This window comes from Nocardia sp. BMG111209 (assembly GCF_000381925.1).
Classification (GTDB): domain Bacteria; phylum Actinomycetota; class Actinomycetes; order Mycobacteriales; family Mycobacteriaceae; genus Nocardia.
Genome location: NZ_KB907309.1, coordinates 548,551 through 563,011 on the forward strand (window position 1 = coordinate 548,551; position 14,461 = coordinate 563,011).

Here is a 14,461-nt window from a genome sequence, read left to right on the forward strand (position 1 = left end):
GTGCGCGATCGCCGCGCAGCACCCCCGCTCTGGTCCCACTGTGGCACAGGGCACCGACAGGTAATCCCCGAAACCGCAGACATCCTGACCGGACGTCCACGGCGTATCAGGGACAGACCGGGTAACGGAGGGTGAATTGTCCGGAAAGCAGGTTTATTTCGCGGTCGACGCCGGTGCGTCCTCGTCCGAGGGCCGGGATTCGGCCTCCGCGTGCGCCCACTTGTAATCGGGCTTGCCGGCCGGATTGCGCTGGATCGCGTCCACGTACCAGAGACTGCGCGGCTGCTTGTAGGAGGCGATCTCCCGGGTCAGCACCGGACGCAGATCCTCCAGGCTCGGCCGCTTGCCGTCGCGGCAGTGCACCACCGCGCCGACCCGCTGCCCCCAGCGCTCGTCGGGCACGCCGACGACCAGCGCGTCGAAGACGTCCGGATGACATTTCAGCGCGCCCTCGACCTCCTCCGGGTAGATCTTCTCGCCACCGGAGTTGATACTCACCGAACCGCGGCCGAGCATCGTGACCGACCCGTCCGCCTCCACCCGCGCGTAGTCACCGGGGATGGAGTAGCGAATCCCGTTGAACTCCTTGAACGTCGCGGCGGTCTTCACCGGGTCGTTGTAGTAGCCCAGCGGGATGTGCCCGCGGCGGGCCAGCAGCCCGACCTGCCCGGAGCCCGGCGCGACCGGATTGCCCGCCTCGTCGAGCACATCGGTGGAGGCGTCGATCTTCACCCGCGGGCCACCGGTGTGGGTGGCGCCCTTGGCCGCCACCGACAGGCCGCCGAAACCGGTCTCCGAGGAGCCGATCGAGTCGGTGATCATCGTGGTCGGCAGCAGTTCCAGGTACTGGTCCTTGAGCGCCGGCGAGAACAGCGCGGCACTGGAGGCCATCGCCCACAGATTCGAATGTTTGTACGGCTCACCGGTTTCCGGGTTGCCGGCCTGCAGCGCGTCGAGCATCGGCCGGGCCATCGCATCACCGGTGACGAAGATGAGGTTGATGGTGTGCCGGTCGATGGCCTGCCACACCCCGTGTCCGCTGAACTCCGGCAGCATGATCGCCTTGCCGCCGTCGAAGAGGCTGTGGAAGGTGGCCGTCTGCGAACCGCCGTGGATCATCGGCGGAATCGGATACCGCACCAGCTGTGGATTACCCGCGCCGACCTTCGCCTGCTGCCACTCGTCCTGGACGACCTCGCCGGTGACGAAGTTGATGCCGCCGCCGAGCACCCGCCACCAGTCCTCGTGCCGCCACATCACGCCCTTGGGCAGGCCGGTGGTGCCGCCGGTGTAGATCATCATGATGTCGTCGGGCGAGCGCGGGGCGAAGTCCCGTTCACCGGACGAAGCGGCCAGCGCCGCTTCGTATTCGACCGAATCCGGCGCGGTGGGGAACTGCCCGGCGGTATCGTCGTCGACGACCAGAACCGTCCCCAACTTGGGCACATTCGAGCGCACACCGGCCACCCGATCGGTGTAGCGGCGCTCGTGGATCAACGCGACCATATCCGAATTTTCGAATATGTATTGCAACTCGTTCTCGACGTAGCGGAAGTTGACGTTGATCATCACGGCGCGCGCTTTGAACACCGCGACCATAGCCTCCACGGCCTCGATCGTGTTGCGCGAGTAGATGCCGACCTTGTCGCCCGGCTGCACACCATGTTCCTGCAGGTAGTGCGCCAGTTTGTTGGTTCGCTCCTCCAATTCGGCATACGTTACCGAGCGGGTGTCGTCGGCCAGCGCGACACGTTCCGGCACGAGATCGATGGCGTGTTCGACAAGATCAGCGATGTTGTAACCCACACGACAAAAATAGAACGTGTTCACTCGGCTGACAAGACTTGATTTACGGGGTTTACTAATGCGCTAGCAGGGGCGCGAGCCGCCGCACCTGCTCGATGTCGCGCGCCCCCACGAGCAGCATCGTCACCCCGGCCTTCTCCCATACCCCGAGCTGTTCCCGGACGTGCGCCTCGTCGCCGATGATGGTCGTGTCGAGAATCAGTTCGTCGGGTACCGCGGCCGCCGCCTCGGCCTTGCGACCGGACCGGAACAGCGCGGTGATCTCGTCGACCACCTCGCCGTATCCCATGCGGCGGTACACCTCCGCGTGGAAGTTGACGTCCTCGGCCCCCATCCCGCCGATGTACAGGGCCGAGAACGGCCGCAGCCGATCGAGTTCCCCGGCCACGTCGTCGGTGAGGATCACCTGCGCCGTCGCGGCGATCTCGAAATCCGCCCGGGTGCGCCGGGCCCCGGGCCGGGCGAAACCCTCGTCCAGCCATTCGTTGTACGTCCCGGCCAGCCGCGGCGTGTAGTAGATGGCCAGCCAGCCGTCGGCGATCTCGGCGGTGAGCGCGACATTCTTCGGCCCCTCGGCACCCAGCCAGATCGGCAGATCCGCGCGCAGCGGATGGGTGATCGGCTTGAGCGGCTTGCCCAGTCCGGTCGCGCCGGGGCCCCGATAGGGCAGCGGGTAGTGCGAACCGTCGTTCACCACCGGCGCCTCGCGGGCCAGCACCTGCCGCACCACGCCGACGTATTCGCGGGTGCGCGCCAACGGTTTCGCGAACGGCTCGCCGTACCAGCCCTCCACCACCTGCGGCCCGGACACCCCGAGTCCCAGGATCGCCCGGCCGCCGCTGAGATGGTCGAGGGTGAGCGCGGCCATCGCGGTCGCGGTGGGCGTGCGCGCGGACAACTGCACCACCGAGGTACCCAGCCGCACCCGCCGGGTCGACGATCCCCACCAGGCCAGTGGCGTGAACGCGTCCGATCCCCACGACTCGGCGGTGAACACCGCGTCGAAGCCCGATTCCTCGGCCGCCGTGATCAATTCCGCGGCGTTCGCCGGCGGCTGCGCACCCCAGTACCCGAGCTGCAATCCGAAACGCATGCCATGTCCTTTCTCGCGGGGCCTCGATCACGGCCTGCCGCCTTCACCTGCACGGCTCCTACTATGCCCGGGAACCCTTGCCTCCAGAATAAGAACCTGTTCTACTCGATGTCGTGACTCAGGGGAACACCATTGCCGGCACCATCTCCGACGACGGCGGCGCCACGCCGGAGGTGCTCGCCGCGGAGCTGCGGCTCACCTTCGACTACACCAGATCCGTCGGTCCGACCATCGGACGCTTCCTCACCGGGCTGCGTGCCGGGCGGGTCGTGGGCGTGCGCGGTTCCGACGGCCGGGTTCTGGTGCCGCCGGCCGAATACGATCCGGTCACCGCCGCACCGCTGACCGACTTCGTCGACGTCGCCGATGTGGGTACCGTACAGACCTGGTCGTGGGTGCGGGAACCGTTACCGGGCCAGCCCTTCGACCGTCCGTTCGCCTACGCCCTGATCCGGCTCGACGGCGCCGACACCGGCCTGCTGCACGCGGTGGACGTGGCCTCTCCCGGGGACATCCACACCGGCCTGCGGGTCCGGGCGCGCTGGGCGGCCGCGCGCAGCGGCGGCATCCACGACATCGAATGTTTCGAGCCCGGCGAAATATCCACGGCCCCTGTCGATTCCGCCGACGAGGGCGCACCGGTGACCGCGATCGTGACCCCGGTCGATCTGCGCTACAAGCATACCGCCTCGCCGCAGGAGACCGAATTCCTGAAGGCCATCGCCGACGGCCGGCTGCTCGGCGCGCGCGCCACCGACGGCAAGGTGTACTTCCCGCCGCGTGGCGCCGATCCGCGCACCGGTGAGGCCACCGACGACTATGTCGAACTGTCCGACGCCGGCATCGTCACCACCTTCTGCATCGTCAACGTGCCGTTCCAGGGCCAGCGCATCAAACCGCCGTATGTGGCCGCGTACGTACTGCTCGACGGCGCCGACATCCCGTTCCTGCACCTGGTGCTCGGCTGCGATGTGCACGAGGTCCGAATGGGCATGCGGGTCAAGGCTTCCTGGAAGCCGCGCGCGGAGTGGACCTACGACGGGCTGGACAACGTCTCGCACTTCGAGCCGACCGGTGAGCCGGACGCCGAATACGAGACCTACTCGCACCATTTGTAGAGAGCGGATTACCTTGAGCGACAAAGCAACCGATATCGCGGTGGTGGGTTTCGCCCACGCGCCGCACGTCCGGGAGACCTTCGGCACCACCAACGGCGTGGAGATGCTGACGCCGTGCTTCCGGAACCTGTACGACAAGCTGGGCATCACCGTCGCCGATATCGGCTTCTGGTGCTCCGGATCCTCGGATTACCTGGCAGGACGGGCCTTCTCGTTCATCTCGGCGATCGACTCGATCGGCGCGGTACCGCCGATCAACGAATCGCACGTCGAGATGGACGCCGCCTGGGCCCTGTACGAGGCCTGGGTGAAACTCCGCTCGGGACAAGCGGATACGGCACTGGTGTACGGCTTCGGCAAGCCGTCGGCGGGCACGCTGCGCCAGGTGCTGACCATGCAGCTGGATCCGTATCTGGTCGGCCCGCTGTGGCCGGACGCCGATTCGATCGCCGGGATGGCCGCCCGCGCCGGGCTGGACAGCGGCCGCTGGACCGAACGCGATCTGGCCGCGGTCGGCGCCGCCGACGCGGCCGAGATCGAGAAGCGGCTGGCCGCACCGTATGTCGCCGATCCGCTGCGGGCGCACGATATCGCCCCGATCACCGACGGCGCCGCCGCGATCGTGCTGGCGACCGGTGACCGGGCCCGCGAACTGTGCGAGCGGCCGGCCTGGCTCACCGGTATCGCGCACCGCATCGACACCCCGGTGCTCGGCGCCCGCGATCTGACCGATTCGCCGTCCACCCGCGCCGCGGCCCGCGCCGTCACCGACGGCGACGCCTCCGGCTTCGACGTCGCCGAACTGCACGCGCAGTACAGCCACGAACAGCTGATCCTGAAGCAGGCCATCGGACTCGGCGGCGGCACCCGGATCAACCCCTCCGGCGGCGCGCTCGCCGGAAACCCCATGTTCGCGGCCGGTCTGGAGCGCATCGGCTACGCCGCCACCGCGATCATCGACGGCAGCGCGAACCGGGCCCTCGCCCACGCGAGCAGCGGCCCGGCGCTGCAACAGAACCTCGTCGCCACCCTGGAAGCGCGATGAGCACCACCAGGAGACGAATCATCATCGGGAGACATCAGCATGACTGAACTCGCCGCAGTACTCGGCACCGGCCAGACCCATCATGTGACGAAACGCGCCGATGTGTCGATGGCCGGAATGTGCAGGGAGGCAATCGATCGCGCACTGGCCGACGCCGAGCTGACGATGACCGACATCGACGCGGTCGTGGTGGGCAAGGCGCCGGACCTGTTCGAGGGTTCGATGATGCCCGAGCTGTTCCTCGCGGATGCCTTGGGCGCCACCGGAAAACCGATGTTGCGGGTGCACACCGCCGGCTCGGTCGGCGGCTCCACCGGTGTCGTCGCCGCCAACCTGATCCAGGCCGGCGTACACGGCAGGGTGCTGGCCGTGGCCTGGGAGAAGCAGTCGGAATCCAATGCCATGTGGGCACTGTCGAATCCGGTGCCGTTCACCAAACCGGTCGGCGCCGGCGCGGGTGGGTACTTCGCACCGCACGTGCGCGCCTACATCCGCCGCTCCGGGGCTCCCCTGCACGTCGGCGCCATGGTCGCGGTGAAGGACCGCCGCAACGGCGCCAAGAATCCGCTCGCCCATCTACAACAGGCCGACATCACCATGGAATCGGTGCTGGCCTCCCAGATGCTCTGGGACCCCATCCGTTTCGACGAGACCTGCCCGTCCTCCGACGGCGCGTGCGCGCTCGTCCTCGGCAACGAGACCGCCGCGGCGGCGGCCGAGGCGGACGGCCGCACGGTGGCGTGGATACACGGCACCGCGATGCGCACCGAACCGCTCGCCTACGCCGGCCGCGACCAGGTGAATCCGCAGGCCGGCCGGGACGCGGCGGCGGCGTTGTGGAAACAGGCGGGAATCACCGACCCGCTGGAAGAGATCGACGCCGCCGAGATCTACGTGCCCTTCTCCTGGTTCGAGCCGATGTGGCTGGAGAACCTCGGCTTCATGCCGGAGGGCAAGGGCTGGATGCTCACCGAGTCCGCGGAGACCGAGATCGGCGGGAAGCTGCCGGTCAACCCCTCCGGTGGCGTGCTGAGCTCGAATCCGATCGGCGCGTCCGGCATGATCCGCTTCGCCGAGGCCGCCAAACAGGTCATGCGGCGGGCCGGCGACTACCAGGTCGAGGGCGCGAAGAAGGCCCTGGGCCACGCGTACGGCGGTGGCTCGCAATACTTTTCGATGTGGGTAGTGGGATCGGAGAAGCCATGACGGACACCGCACTCGATCATCCCGCGCGGGTCGCGGGCCGCGCCTCGCAGGCGGCGGTCCGCGCCCGGGACAAGGCCGCCTGGCTGGATCTGTTCGCCGCCGACGGCATCGTCGAAGATCCCGTCGGCCCTTCGCTGTTCGACCCCGAGGGTGTCGGCCATCGCGGCCGGGACGCCATCGCGGCGTTCTGGGACAAGGCGATCGCGATGGCCGACTCGATCGAATTCCTCTTCGACGACTCGTTCGCCTGCGGTCACGAGGTCGCCTACACCGGCCTCATCCGCACCGCCATCGGCGGCCAGATCGTCGACGCGCACGGCGTATTCACCTATCGCGTGGACGATTCCGGCAAGATCGCCGCCCTGCGCGCGTTCTGGGAGACCGAGCGCGCGATGGCCACCATGCGACCGGCGTAGCGGCTCGCGACGACCGAAGGGGGCCACCCGGTGGGTGGCCCCCTTCGCGGCACTACCGCCCTAGTGCTTGTAGTCCACGCGGTATTCCTTGATGCCGTTGAGCCAGCCGGAGCGCAGGCGGCGCGGCTGGGCGACGGCGGTGATATCGGGCAGGTGGTCGGCGATGGCGTTGAAGATCAGGTCGACCTCCAGCCGGGCCAGGTTCGCGCCGATGCAGAAGTGCGCGCCGGTACCACCGAAGGACAAGTGCGGGTTGGGATCCCGCAGGATGTCGAAGGCGTACGGATTCTCGAACACGTCCTCGTCGAAGTTGGCGGAGCGGTACAACAGCACCAGCCGCTCCCCCTTGCGCATCTGCACCCCGGACAGTTCGGCGTCGGCGAGCAGGGTGCGCTGGAACATGCTCACCGGGGTGGCCCAGCGGATGATCTCGTCGGCCGCGGTGGCCGGACGCTGCGCCTTGAACAGCTCCCACTGGTCCGGATTTTCCAGGAAGGCGTGCATACCGTGCGAGATGGCGTTGCGGGTGGTCTCGTTGCCCGCCACCGCCAGCAGCATCACGAAGAAGCCGAACTCCTCGGAAGTCAGTGCCTCGCCGTCGATCTCGGCCTGCACCAGATCGGTGACGATATCCCCGGCCGGATTCGCCTTGCGGTCCTCGGCCATCTGGTAGGCGTAGCCCAGCAGCTGCGCCGAGGCCATCACCGGATCCGCGTCCATATCCGGATCGTCGTAGCCGGTCATCTCGTTGGACCAGGTGAAGACCTTCATCCGGTCCTCCTGCGGCACGCCGATCAGGTCGGCGATGGCCTGCAACGGCAGCTCACACGCGACCTGCTCGACGAAGTCGCCGGTCCCGGATTCGGCCGCCGCCTTGACGATTCGCTCGGCGCGCGCGGACAGTTCCGCGCGCAGGCCGTTGATCACGCGCGGGGTGAAGCCGCGGGCGATGATCTTGCGCTGTTTGGTGTGCTCCGGCGGATCCATGTTGAGCAGGATCAGCCGCTGCATCTCGATGTTCTCGCGCGGAATGTCGTCCTGGAAACGCGGAATCGCGGTGTTCTCGTAGGTCGAGAACACCTCGCTGCGCCGCGAGACCTCCTTGACGTCGGCGTGCCGGGACACCACCCAGAACCCTTCGTCGTGGAAACCGCCGATCTCCGGGGACTGCGGATTCCACCAGATCGGCGCGGCGCGGCGGAGTTCGGCGAACTCCTCGACCGGCACTCGCTGCTCCCACATCGCGGGATCGGTGACGTCGAAACCGTCCGGCACGTTCGGCCGCGCGGCACCAGCCTCTACCACCAGCTGACTCCTCCAGTAATTGGAACACGTTCTACGGCCATTGCAGCACAGGCGGATCGACTAGTAAAGACACCGGCATTTTCGGCCTGAGTTAGCATCGAACTTGTTTCAGTTTTTGCTGCATACAAGGGGAAGGAAGGCTCATGGGCACACCCGTGATAGTCGAGGCGGCACGGACCCCGATCGGGAAGCGCGGCGGCCTGCTGGCCGGACTGCACGCGGCCGAACTGCTGGGAGCCGCGCAGCGCGGCGTCCTCGAGCGCGCCCATCTGGACCCGGCGCTGGTCGAGCAGATCGTCGGCGGCTGCGTCACCCAGGCCGGCGAGCAGTCCAACAACGTCACCCGCACCGCGTGGCTGCACGCCGGACTCCCGTGGCAGACCGGGGCCACCACCATCGACGCGCAGTGCGGATCGGCCCAGCAGGCCAATCATCTGGTGGCCGGCCTGATCGCCACCGGCGCGATCGAGATCGGGATCGCCTGCGGTGTGGAGGCGATGAGCCATGTTCCGTTGGGCGCCAACCTGAACACCGAACAGGCCGGACCGCGCCGACCGGCGTCCTGGACCCTGGACATGCCGGACCAGTTCGGCGCGGCCGAACGAATCGCCAAGCGGCGCGGCATCACTCGCGAGGACATCGACCAATTCGGCTTGCGCTCACAACAACTGGCCGCGCGGGCCTGGGCCGAGGGCCGGTTCGAGCGCGAGGTGCTCACCGTGACCGCGCCGCAGGTCGACAAGACCGGCGTGCTCACCGGCGAGAAGCTCGACGTCGCGCGCGACCAGGGCCTGCGCGACACCACCGCGGCGGGCCTGGCCAAGCTGAAGCCGGTCCTCGAGGGCGGTATCCACACCGCCGGTACCTCCTCGCAGATCTCCGACGGCGCGGCCGCCGTACTGCTGATGGACGAGGAGGTCGCCGCTCGGCACGGACTGCGGCCGCGGGCGCGAATCCGCACACAAGTGCTGGTCGGCGCGGAACCGGAATTCCATTTGGACGGTCCGGTGCAGGCGACCACCCGACTGCTCGAACGTTCGGGCATGAGCATCGGTGATATTGATCTGTTCGAGATCAACGAGGCCTTCGCCTCGGTGGTGCTGTCCTGGGCCTCGGTGCATCGACCCGATCTCGACAAGGTCAACGTGAACGGCGGCGCCATCGCACTCGGCCATCCGGTCGGCAGCACGGGCTCGCGACTGATCACCACCGCGCTGCACGAACTGGAGCGGACGGGCGGGACCACGGCGATGGTCCTCATGTGCGCCGGTGGCGCACTTGCGACCGGCACGATCTTGGAGAGGTTGTAGAAACAGGCGCTTCACGTGGGCGTTGTTGAACGTTCATCCCCGTGGACCCTCGGGTGGCGTACGCCACACAATATGCGGTACAGAGTCTCGTATGAGACGTCAGCTATCTTTGCGTTACCATTCGATGGGTCCCGAGCACCCCCGCGACGGGCGAAAACCCACTCCGGCCTGCGGTTCTCCAGTGCCGTTGGGGTACCCCGCAAACGCCGCGACCGACATCGGTTCCGGAACCGGACGTCTGGAAGCTTCAAGGAAATCGCGAATCAGGCGTAGGTTTTCAGTTACTCAGCCGCTAATATCAATGATACGTATCCGAGATAACGACTGTTAGTACAGCGAAGGGAATTGGGCGGCTCACAATGGCTGATTTCGCGGCGCGGCTGAACAAGCTGTTCGAAACCGTGCATCCCCCGGGGCGCAAGCCGCACACCAACGCGGAGGTGGCGGCTGCCTTGACGGCCTCCGGCCATCCGATCTCGAAACCGTACCTCTCGCAGTTGCGGTCGGGACAGCGCACCAATCCGTCCGACGAGACGGTGGCGGCGCTGGCGAAGTTCTTCAAGGTCAAGCCGGACTACTTCTTCAACGACATCTACGCGGCCAAGATCGATCACGATCTCGAGCTGCTGTCCCAGCTGCAGGGCTACGGACTTCGTCGGTTGTCGAGTAGGGCCTTCGATCTGTCGGAGGAATCGCAGAACCTCCTGACCTCGATGGCCGAGAAGCTGCGGGCGAGCGAAGGCTTGCCCGAGATCCCGCCGGACGGCACGGAATAGCAGGGTCCTCGAGGCAACACACAGTGCGGTGACCACCGCGCTGTGTTTGTTTTGGGGGTGATTTCGGCTCACACCGAAGCGTGACCCGCTTCGGTGTGAGCCGTGTCTGTGCGCCACCATCGATGTGGTCGACAGACGAAGGGACAGAACGCCGCACTGTGATCCATGACATAAAACCAGTCGGTCCGGCGAACGCCCGGCAGTATGTGATTGCAATTGTTCGTACGCTTTTCGTTTGCATCCCATCGGTGCGCCTCAACCGGCCGTCGTCCGGAGGGCGCGGGCGATCACTCGGACCCACCCGCGCGGGCTGAGACCCTCCGGCGGCGCGATCCAGCGAGCGTCGACGGCGACCCCGCCGGACGGGTCACGGGCCCAGCGCGCGACCAGGTTCGCGCGCTCGGTCACCGACGCCGGCGGCGGCCCGACTGCCACGAGTTCCACCCCACCGCCGGACTGCAGATACATCGCGTCCATGATCTGGGTGACCTGATCGGATGCCCGCAATTGTGCGGTGGTCGCGGCCTTGTCGCTGGTCACGACCTCGGGGAAGCGTCCGGTCAGGGTCCGGTGCAGGACCCGGATCCGCCGCAGCAGCAGGCGCGCCCGCGTCCACAGCTCGATCACGATCCATACCGCGCCGAGCGCGACCGACAGCCCCGCCACCTGCCAGGCGATCCAGAACCAGCCCGGTGCGCCCGGCCGGGCCGGTGGTTCGCCGAGGGCCAGCCGCCGAATCGACAACGCCGCAAGCACTCCCACCACGACGGTGCCGGAGGTGTAGAGGGCGATACCGCGTCCGAGCGCCGTCCAGTCCAGATTGCGCAATCCGGTGATCGCGACGAATCCGCAGGCCAGCAGCGTGATTCCCCAGCCGAGCAGTAACGACCAGCCGACCGTGGCGACGACGGCGGCCAGGCCGGCCGCGTAGATCGCCGCCGCGATCTTGCGCAGATTGCGCCGGGACACGATCGGCCAGGCGGCCGCGGCGACCACCGAGGTGGCGACGGCGAACACCAGCCAGGCCGCCGCCACCACCCGTTCGGCCAGCGGCCTACCGTCGACACCGGCCGGCAGCAGGTGGTCGACGGCCACCGCCACCTCGGGGATCGCCGCGGTCGCGGCGGCGGCCACCGCGGCCACCGCCAGCACGATCGCGAGCCGGGCCGTGGTCGCCGGTTTCACCAGCACCCGCCCCACCCGCGCCCCCGCGGCCATCCAGATCACCAGTGCCACCAGCCAGAACGTCATCCCAGTGCCTCGTCGAATCGAAGGACCGAGACGCCGGCGCCTCGGTTGTGGAACACCCGCAACCTGGTCATCAGCATGCTGGCGAAGGTCTCCGCCTCCCATTCCGCCAGCTCGTCCGGGCCGTCGGCGATCATCTGCTGGTACGCGCGCCGGTTGAGCATGTAGGCGATCAGATCGTCACTCGCCGCCAGCGTGACCTCGGCGGTTACCTCACCGGGATGATCGAAGACGATGTGCCCCAACTCGTGCGCGAGCGTGTGCTCGCGGCTGGGCAGGGCCGTGGCCAGGATGATCATCTCCTTGTCCGGAAAGATCCGGCGCTGCCCGCACACCCCCGGGGCGAGCTCGCCGCTGACGATCTCGATCGGGCGGCGCCGCTCGGCGGAGACGGCCAGCACCACCTCGTCCAGCGTGGTCGCGTCGAAGTCGGCCGCCACCGCGCACACCGCGTCGACCGCGGCCGCCACCCGGCGATGAGAACGACTCTGGGTCCGGATGTGGGTCATCGCTGCCGCTCCGCTCCGGCCCGCGGGAAGAATGCGGCGCGGGCGGCGTCGACGCGCGCCTGCGCCGCTGCCGCACTCTGGAATCCGACCGCCCCCGACCCGGTCGCCGCCAGCGCCATGGCGATCAGGCCACCGATCACCGCGAGCGCCTGAACCGGCGGCAGCCCATTCGAATTCGAGGCCGGCCGCACCGACGGCACCGCCCGGAACCCGGGCTTCGGCGCGGGCCCCGGCGCCACCGGAACCGGCACCTCGTCCGCCGCCGGCGGCGCCACGACCACCACCGGCAGCACGGGCGCCGTCACCGACGGCACCGGTCCGGGCGGCGGCGGAATGAGCAACGGCGACTCCGGCACCGGTGGCGCGGGCGGCGGCTGCAACAGGAGCAACAACAACAGCGGCGACGCCAGCGCCGCCGACCCCACCGCCGCGGACCCGGTCCCGACCAGCCCGGAACCGGTTGCCGCACCGGCAGACCCGACCGCCGCCGAACCTGTCCCCAACGCTCTGAACAGCGCAGAACCCGTTGCGGCACCTGCGGACCCCAACCCGGCGGAACCGGTCCCCAGCAGCGCGGAACCAGTACCCGCGGATCCGACTCCGGCCGAACCCGTGCCCAGCAATGCAGAACCGGTGGCAGCCCCGGCGGACCCCACGGCCGCCGAGCCGGACTCCAACAGCGCGGAACCGGTGGCAGCACCTGCGGACCCCACCCCAGCCGAACCGGACCCCAACAGCGCCGACCCGGTGGCAGCACCTGCGGACCCCACCCCAGCCGAACCGGACCCCAACAGCGCCGACCCGGTGGCAGCACCTGCGGACCCCACGGCCGCCGAGCCGGACTCCGACAACGCGGACCCGGTGGCAGCACCCGCCGAACCCGCGGCAGCGGAACCGGTCCCCAACGCTCCCAGCAGAGTGGAACCCGCAGCAGCACCGGCGGACCCCACGGCCGCCGAACCTGTCCCCAGCATCCCCAACAGCACAGAGCCCGCAGTTGCACCGGCCGAACCGGTCCCCAGCAGCGCGGATCCGGTGGCCGCACCTGCCGAACCCAGAGCGGCGGAACCTGTACCCGGTAGGGCCGATCCGGTCGCGGCATCCACCGAATCCGCTGCCCTGGAACGCGGGTCCGAGGCACCCGGAACGGACTCGGTGGCAGCGCCGGTCGCCCCGGACGGACTCGATCCCGGCCTCCCCGACAGCCGGCTGACACTGCCCGGATCGTCCGGATCCGCAGCGAATGCACCCGGTCGGCTGTGGCTGCCCGAAATGCCCTCTGATCCAGCCGAATCCGGTTCCGAAGTGGTCGACAACGCAATGCCGTGCCCAGGGCCGTGATCACCCGGCTCGGCGGTGGCGTCCGCCGCCTCCGCGCGGTCGGACCTCGTCTCGTCCGGCCCCGCCGGCACGGCACCGTCGCCGACGTCCGGCGCAGCGGATCCGGTACCCGGCGCGCCGAGGAACGGGATGCCGCTCGCCGCGGCGGGTCCCGTGCTCAGCGCACCCGGCAGCACGATGCCGGAGGCCGAACCGGTTCCCAGGATGCCGAGTAATGTGGCGGCGCTCGTCGCCGCGGATGCGGGGCTCGCCTGTGGCGCTTCGATACGCGCGGCAGGACCGGATGAATCGGTCGTAACGGTGTGCTCGGTGGTCCGCCGGATCGTGAATGATGCTGTCGCCGGTGCGTTCCCGGGTAGGTCGGCCGAGTCGTCGACCTCGGTGGTCTCGGGATTCGAATCACGGAACGACCGGTCGGTCGGGTCGGGTGCGAGGGAAGGGAAGAACTGCGCCAGGGCGGTCGATCCCGCACCCGGTAGTTCGGAACCTGTTGGTGCTCCGGATGTTCCGGATGAACTGAAATCTGCGGCGAGCGCTCCGAGTTGGGCGGTCAAGCCGGAGGCACCGGTGGCGAGTACGGCGGTCGCGACGGTGAAGCCAGGGTCGGCTTGCTCGGGTTCCGGTGTCGATTCCGGGTCGGGCGTGGTGGATTCGACGGCGGCGGGGATGGAGCCGATCATCGCCGAACCGGTGCTCGCGGATCCGAGGGCCGCCGAACCGAGCGCTGCGGAACCGAGGGCGGCCGAACCGGTGCCGAGTAGGGCGCCGAGACCTGGGGTCGGGGGCGGTAGTTCGATCTCGTGGGCGGAATGGGGTGAACCGGGCGGCGGGGCGGCGCGGCCGGGGATGTGCAGGGCATGTTCGCCCGGATCGTCACCGGTGGAGCACTGCGGACAGGGTGGTTCGGGGCGGGCCGGGGCGGCGAGCGGCCCCAGGAACCCGTAACCGGCGACCATCCCGGCGACTGCCGTGACACGCACCATGCGACCCAGGGCCATGCGCTTACCTTTCCCCTCATCGTGTAGAGCGCAGAACTTCACCCGGGCCGCGAGCTCATCCGGGACTTCGATCGAGCCGACGCCATCGTAGCTGCCGAACGTTTGCCATGTGAGCGAGTTTGTATGATTTGCCCCACTTTTCGAGTCCGACAACATGATTCACCTGCCACGGCCTCATCCCATGCGCAACAAACCGGACACGAGATCGCAGCGGGGCGCGTGGGTTCCGGGTTCGGCACACCGCCTTCGACCGATCATCGCAACTCGCACAGGGTTATTCGGCGCGGAGG

General features: G+C 68.5%; 12 protein-coding genes. 6 read left to right on the forward strand and 6 right to left on the reverse strand.

What is annotated here, in order from left to right; genetic code table 11:
• Nucleotides 1–153: 153 nt before the first annotated feature.
• Nucleotides 154–1,806, reverse strand: coding sequence for an acyl-CoA synthetase (locus G361_RS0133665; protein ID WP_019931544.1), 1,653 nt, complete (start codon nt 1,804–1,806; stop codon nt 154–156).
• A 55-nt stretch (nt 1,807–1,861) separates the two neighbouring features.
• A complete protein-coding gene (locus tag G361_RS0133670) occupies nt 1,862–2,899 on the reverse strand; it encodes an LLM class F420-dependent oxidoreductase (protein ID WP_019931545.1) in 1,038 nt (345 codons plus the stop codon).
• A gap of 143 nt (nt 2,900–3,042) precedes the next feature.
• On the opposite strand from G361_RS0133670, the gene G361_RS0133675 reads away from it, so the two are divergent.
• Genes G361_RS0133675 through G361_RS0133690 form a run of 4 tightly spaced genes read left to right on the forward strand, consistent with a single transcriptional unit; the run spans nt 3,043 to nt 6,684 of the window.
• Nucleotides 3,043–4,017 carry a Zn-ribbon domain-containing OB-fold protein gene (locus G361_RS0133675; protein WP_026343821.1) on the forward strand — a complete coding sequence of 325 codons (975 nt, stop codon included), beginning with the start codon at nt 3,043–3,045 and terminating at the stop codon, nt 4,015–4,017.
• Between the two features lie 13 nt (nt 4,018–4,030).
• On the forward strand, nt 4,031–5,062 hold the full coding sequence (locus G361_RS0133680) for a thiolase domain-containing protein (protein ID WP_036496169.1): 1,032 nt from the start codon (nt 4,031–4,033) through the stop codon (nt 5,060–5,062).
• A 39-nt stretch (nt 5,063–5,101) separates the two neighbouring features.
• Nucleotides 5,102–6,268, forward strand: coding sequence for a thiolase domain-containing protein (locus G361_RS0133685; RefSeq protein WP_019931548.1), 1,167 nt, complete (start codon nt 5,102–5,104; stop codon nt 6,266–6,268).
• The gene (locus tag G361_RS0133690; protein ID WP_019931549.1) at nt 6,265–6,684 is read left to right on the forward strand and encodes a nuclear transport factor 2 family protein; all 420 of its coding nucleotides are present in this window, start codon (nt 6,265–6,267) and stop codon (nt 6,682–6,684) included. The genes G361_RS0133685 and G361_RS0133690 overlap by 4 nt, the downstream gene beginning before the upstream one ends.
• Nucleotides 6,685–6,744: 60 nt before the next feature.
• Here the strand turns inward: G361_RS0133690 and G361_RS0133695 are convergent, their stop codons facing one another.
• The gene (locus G361_RS0133695; protein ID WP_052172974.1) at nt 6,745–7,926 is read right to left on the reverse strand and encodes a cytochrome P450; all 1,182 of its coding nucleotides are present in this window, start codon (nt 7,924–7,926) and stop codon (nt 6,745–6,747) included.
• Between the two features lie 206 nt (nt 7,927–8,132).
• Between G361_RS0133695 and G361_RS0133700 the strand changes: the two genes are divergently transcribed.
• On the forward strand, nt 8,133–9,299 hold the full coding sequence (locus G361_RS0133700; protein ID WP_019931551.1) for a steroid 3-ketoacyl-CoA thiolase: 1,167 nt from the start codon (nt 8,133–8,135) through the stop codon (nt 9,297–9,299).
• Between the two features lie 359 nt (nt 9,300–9,658).
• Complete coding sequence (locus tag G361_RS0133705) at nt 9,659–10,075, forward strand: helix-turn-helix domain-containing protein (protein WP_011207048.1); 417 nt, start codon at nt 9,659–9,661, stop codon at nt 10,073–10,075.
• Nucleotides 10,076–10,330: 255 nt separating this feature from the next.
• Here G361_RS0133705 and G361_RS0133710 read toward each other — a convergent pair whose 3' ends face one another.
• From G361_RS0133710 to G361_RS49915, 3 genes are read right to left on the reverse strand one after another with little or no spacing between them, the layout of a single operon-like run.
• Nucleotides 10,331–11,326, reverse strand: coding sequence for a hypothetical protein (locus G361_RS0133710; protein ID WP_019931552.1), 996 nt, complete (start codon nt 11,324–11,326; stop codon nt 10,331–10,333).
• A complete protein-coding gene (locus tag G361_RS0133715) occupies nt 11,323–11,832 on the reverse strand; it encodes an ImmA/IrrE family metallo-endopeptidase (protein ID WP_026343823.1) in 510 nt (169 codons plus the stop codon). Before G361_RS0133715 ends, G361_RS0133710 begins: the two co-directional genes overlap by 4 nt.
• Complete coding sequence (locus tag G361_RS49915) at nt 11,829–14,327, reverse strand: hypothetical protein (RefSeq protein ID WP_155981944.1); 2,499 nt, start codon at nt 14,325–14,327, stop codon at nt 11,829–11,831. The genes G361_RS0133715 and G361_RS49915 overlap by 4 nt, the downstream gene beginning before the upstream one ends.
• Nucleotides 14,328–14,461 lie beyond the last annotated feature (134 nt).

What these genes read in the sequence shown, in the direction of transcription:
- G361_RS0133685 (WP_019931548.1), top strand. Translation starts at nt 5,102, where the DNA reads ATGACTGAACTCGCCGCAGTACTCGGCACCGGCCAGACCCATCATGTG.
- G361_RS0133715 (WP_026343823.1), bottom strand. Translation starts at nt 11,832, where the DNA reads ATGACCCACATCCGGACCCAGAGTCGTTCTCATCGCCGGGTGGCGGCC.
- G361_RS0133670 (WP_019931545.1), bottom strand. Translation starts at nt 2,899, where the DNA reads ATGCGTTTCGGATTGCAGCTCGGGTACTGGGGTGCGCAGCCGCCGGCG.
- G361_RS0133705 (WP_011207048.1), top strand. Translation starts at nt 9,659, where the DNA reads ATGGCTGATTTCGCGGCGCGGCTGAACAAGCTGTTCGAAACCGTGCAT.
- G361_RS0133690 (WP_019931549.1), top strand. Translation starts at nt 6,265, where the DNA reads ATGACGGACACCGCACTCGATCATCCCGCGCGGGTCGCGGGCCGCGCC.
- G361_RS0133710 (WP_019931552.1), bottom strand. Translation starts at nt 11,326, where the DNA reads ATGACGTTCTGGCTGGTGGCACTGGTGATCTGGATGGCCGCGGGGGCG.
- G361_RS0133700 (WP_019931551.1), top strand. Translation starts at nt 8,133, where the DNA reads ATGGGCACACCCGTGATAGTCGAGGCGGCACGGACCCCGATCGGGAAG.
- G361_RS0133695 (WP_052172974.1), bottom strand. Translation starts at nt 7,926, where the DNA reads ATGTGGGAGCAGCGAGTGCCGGTCGAGGAGTTCGCCGAACTCCGCCGC.
- G361_RS49915 (WP_155981944.1), bottom strand. Translation starts at nt 14,327, where the DNA reads ATGTTGTCGGACTCGAAAAGTGGGGCAAATCATACAAACTCGCTCACA.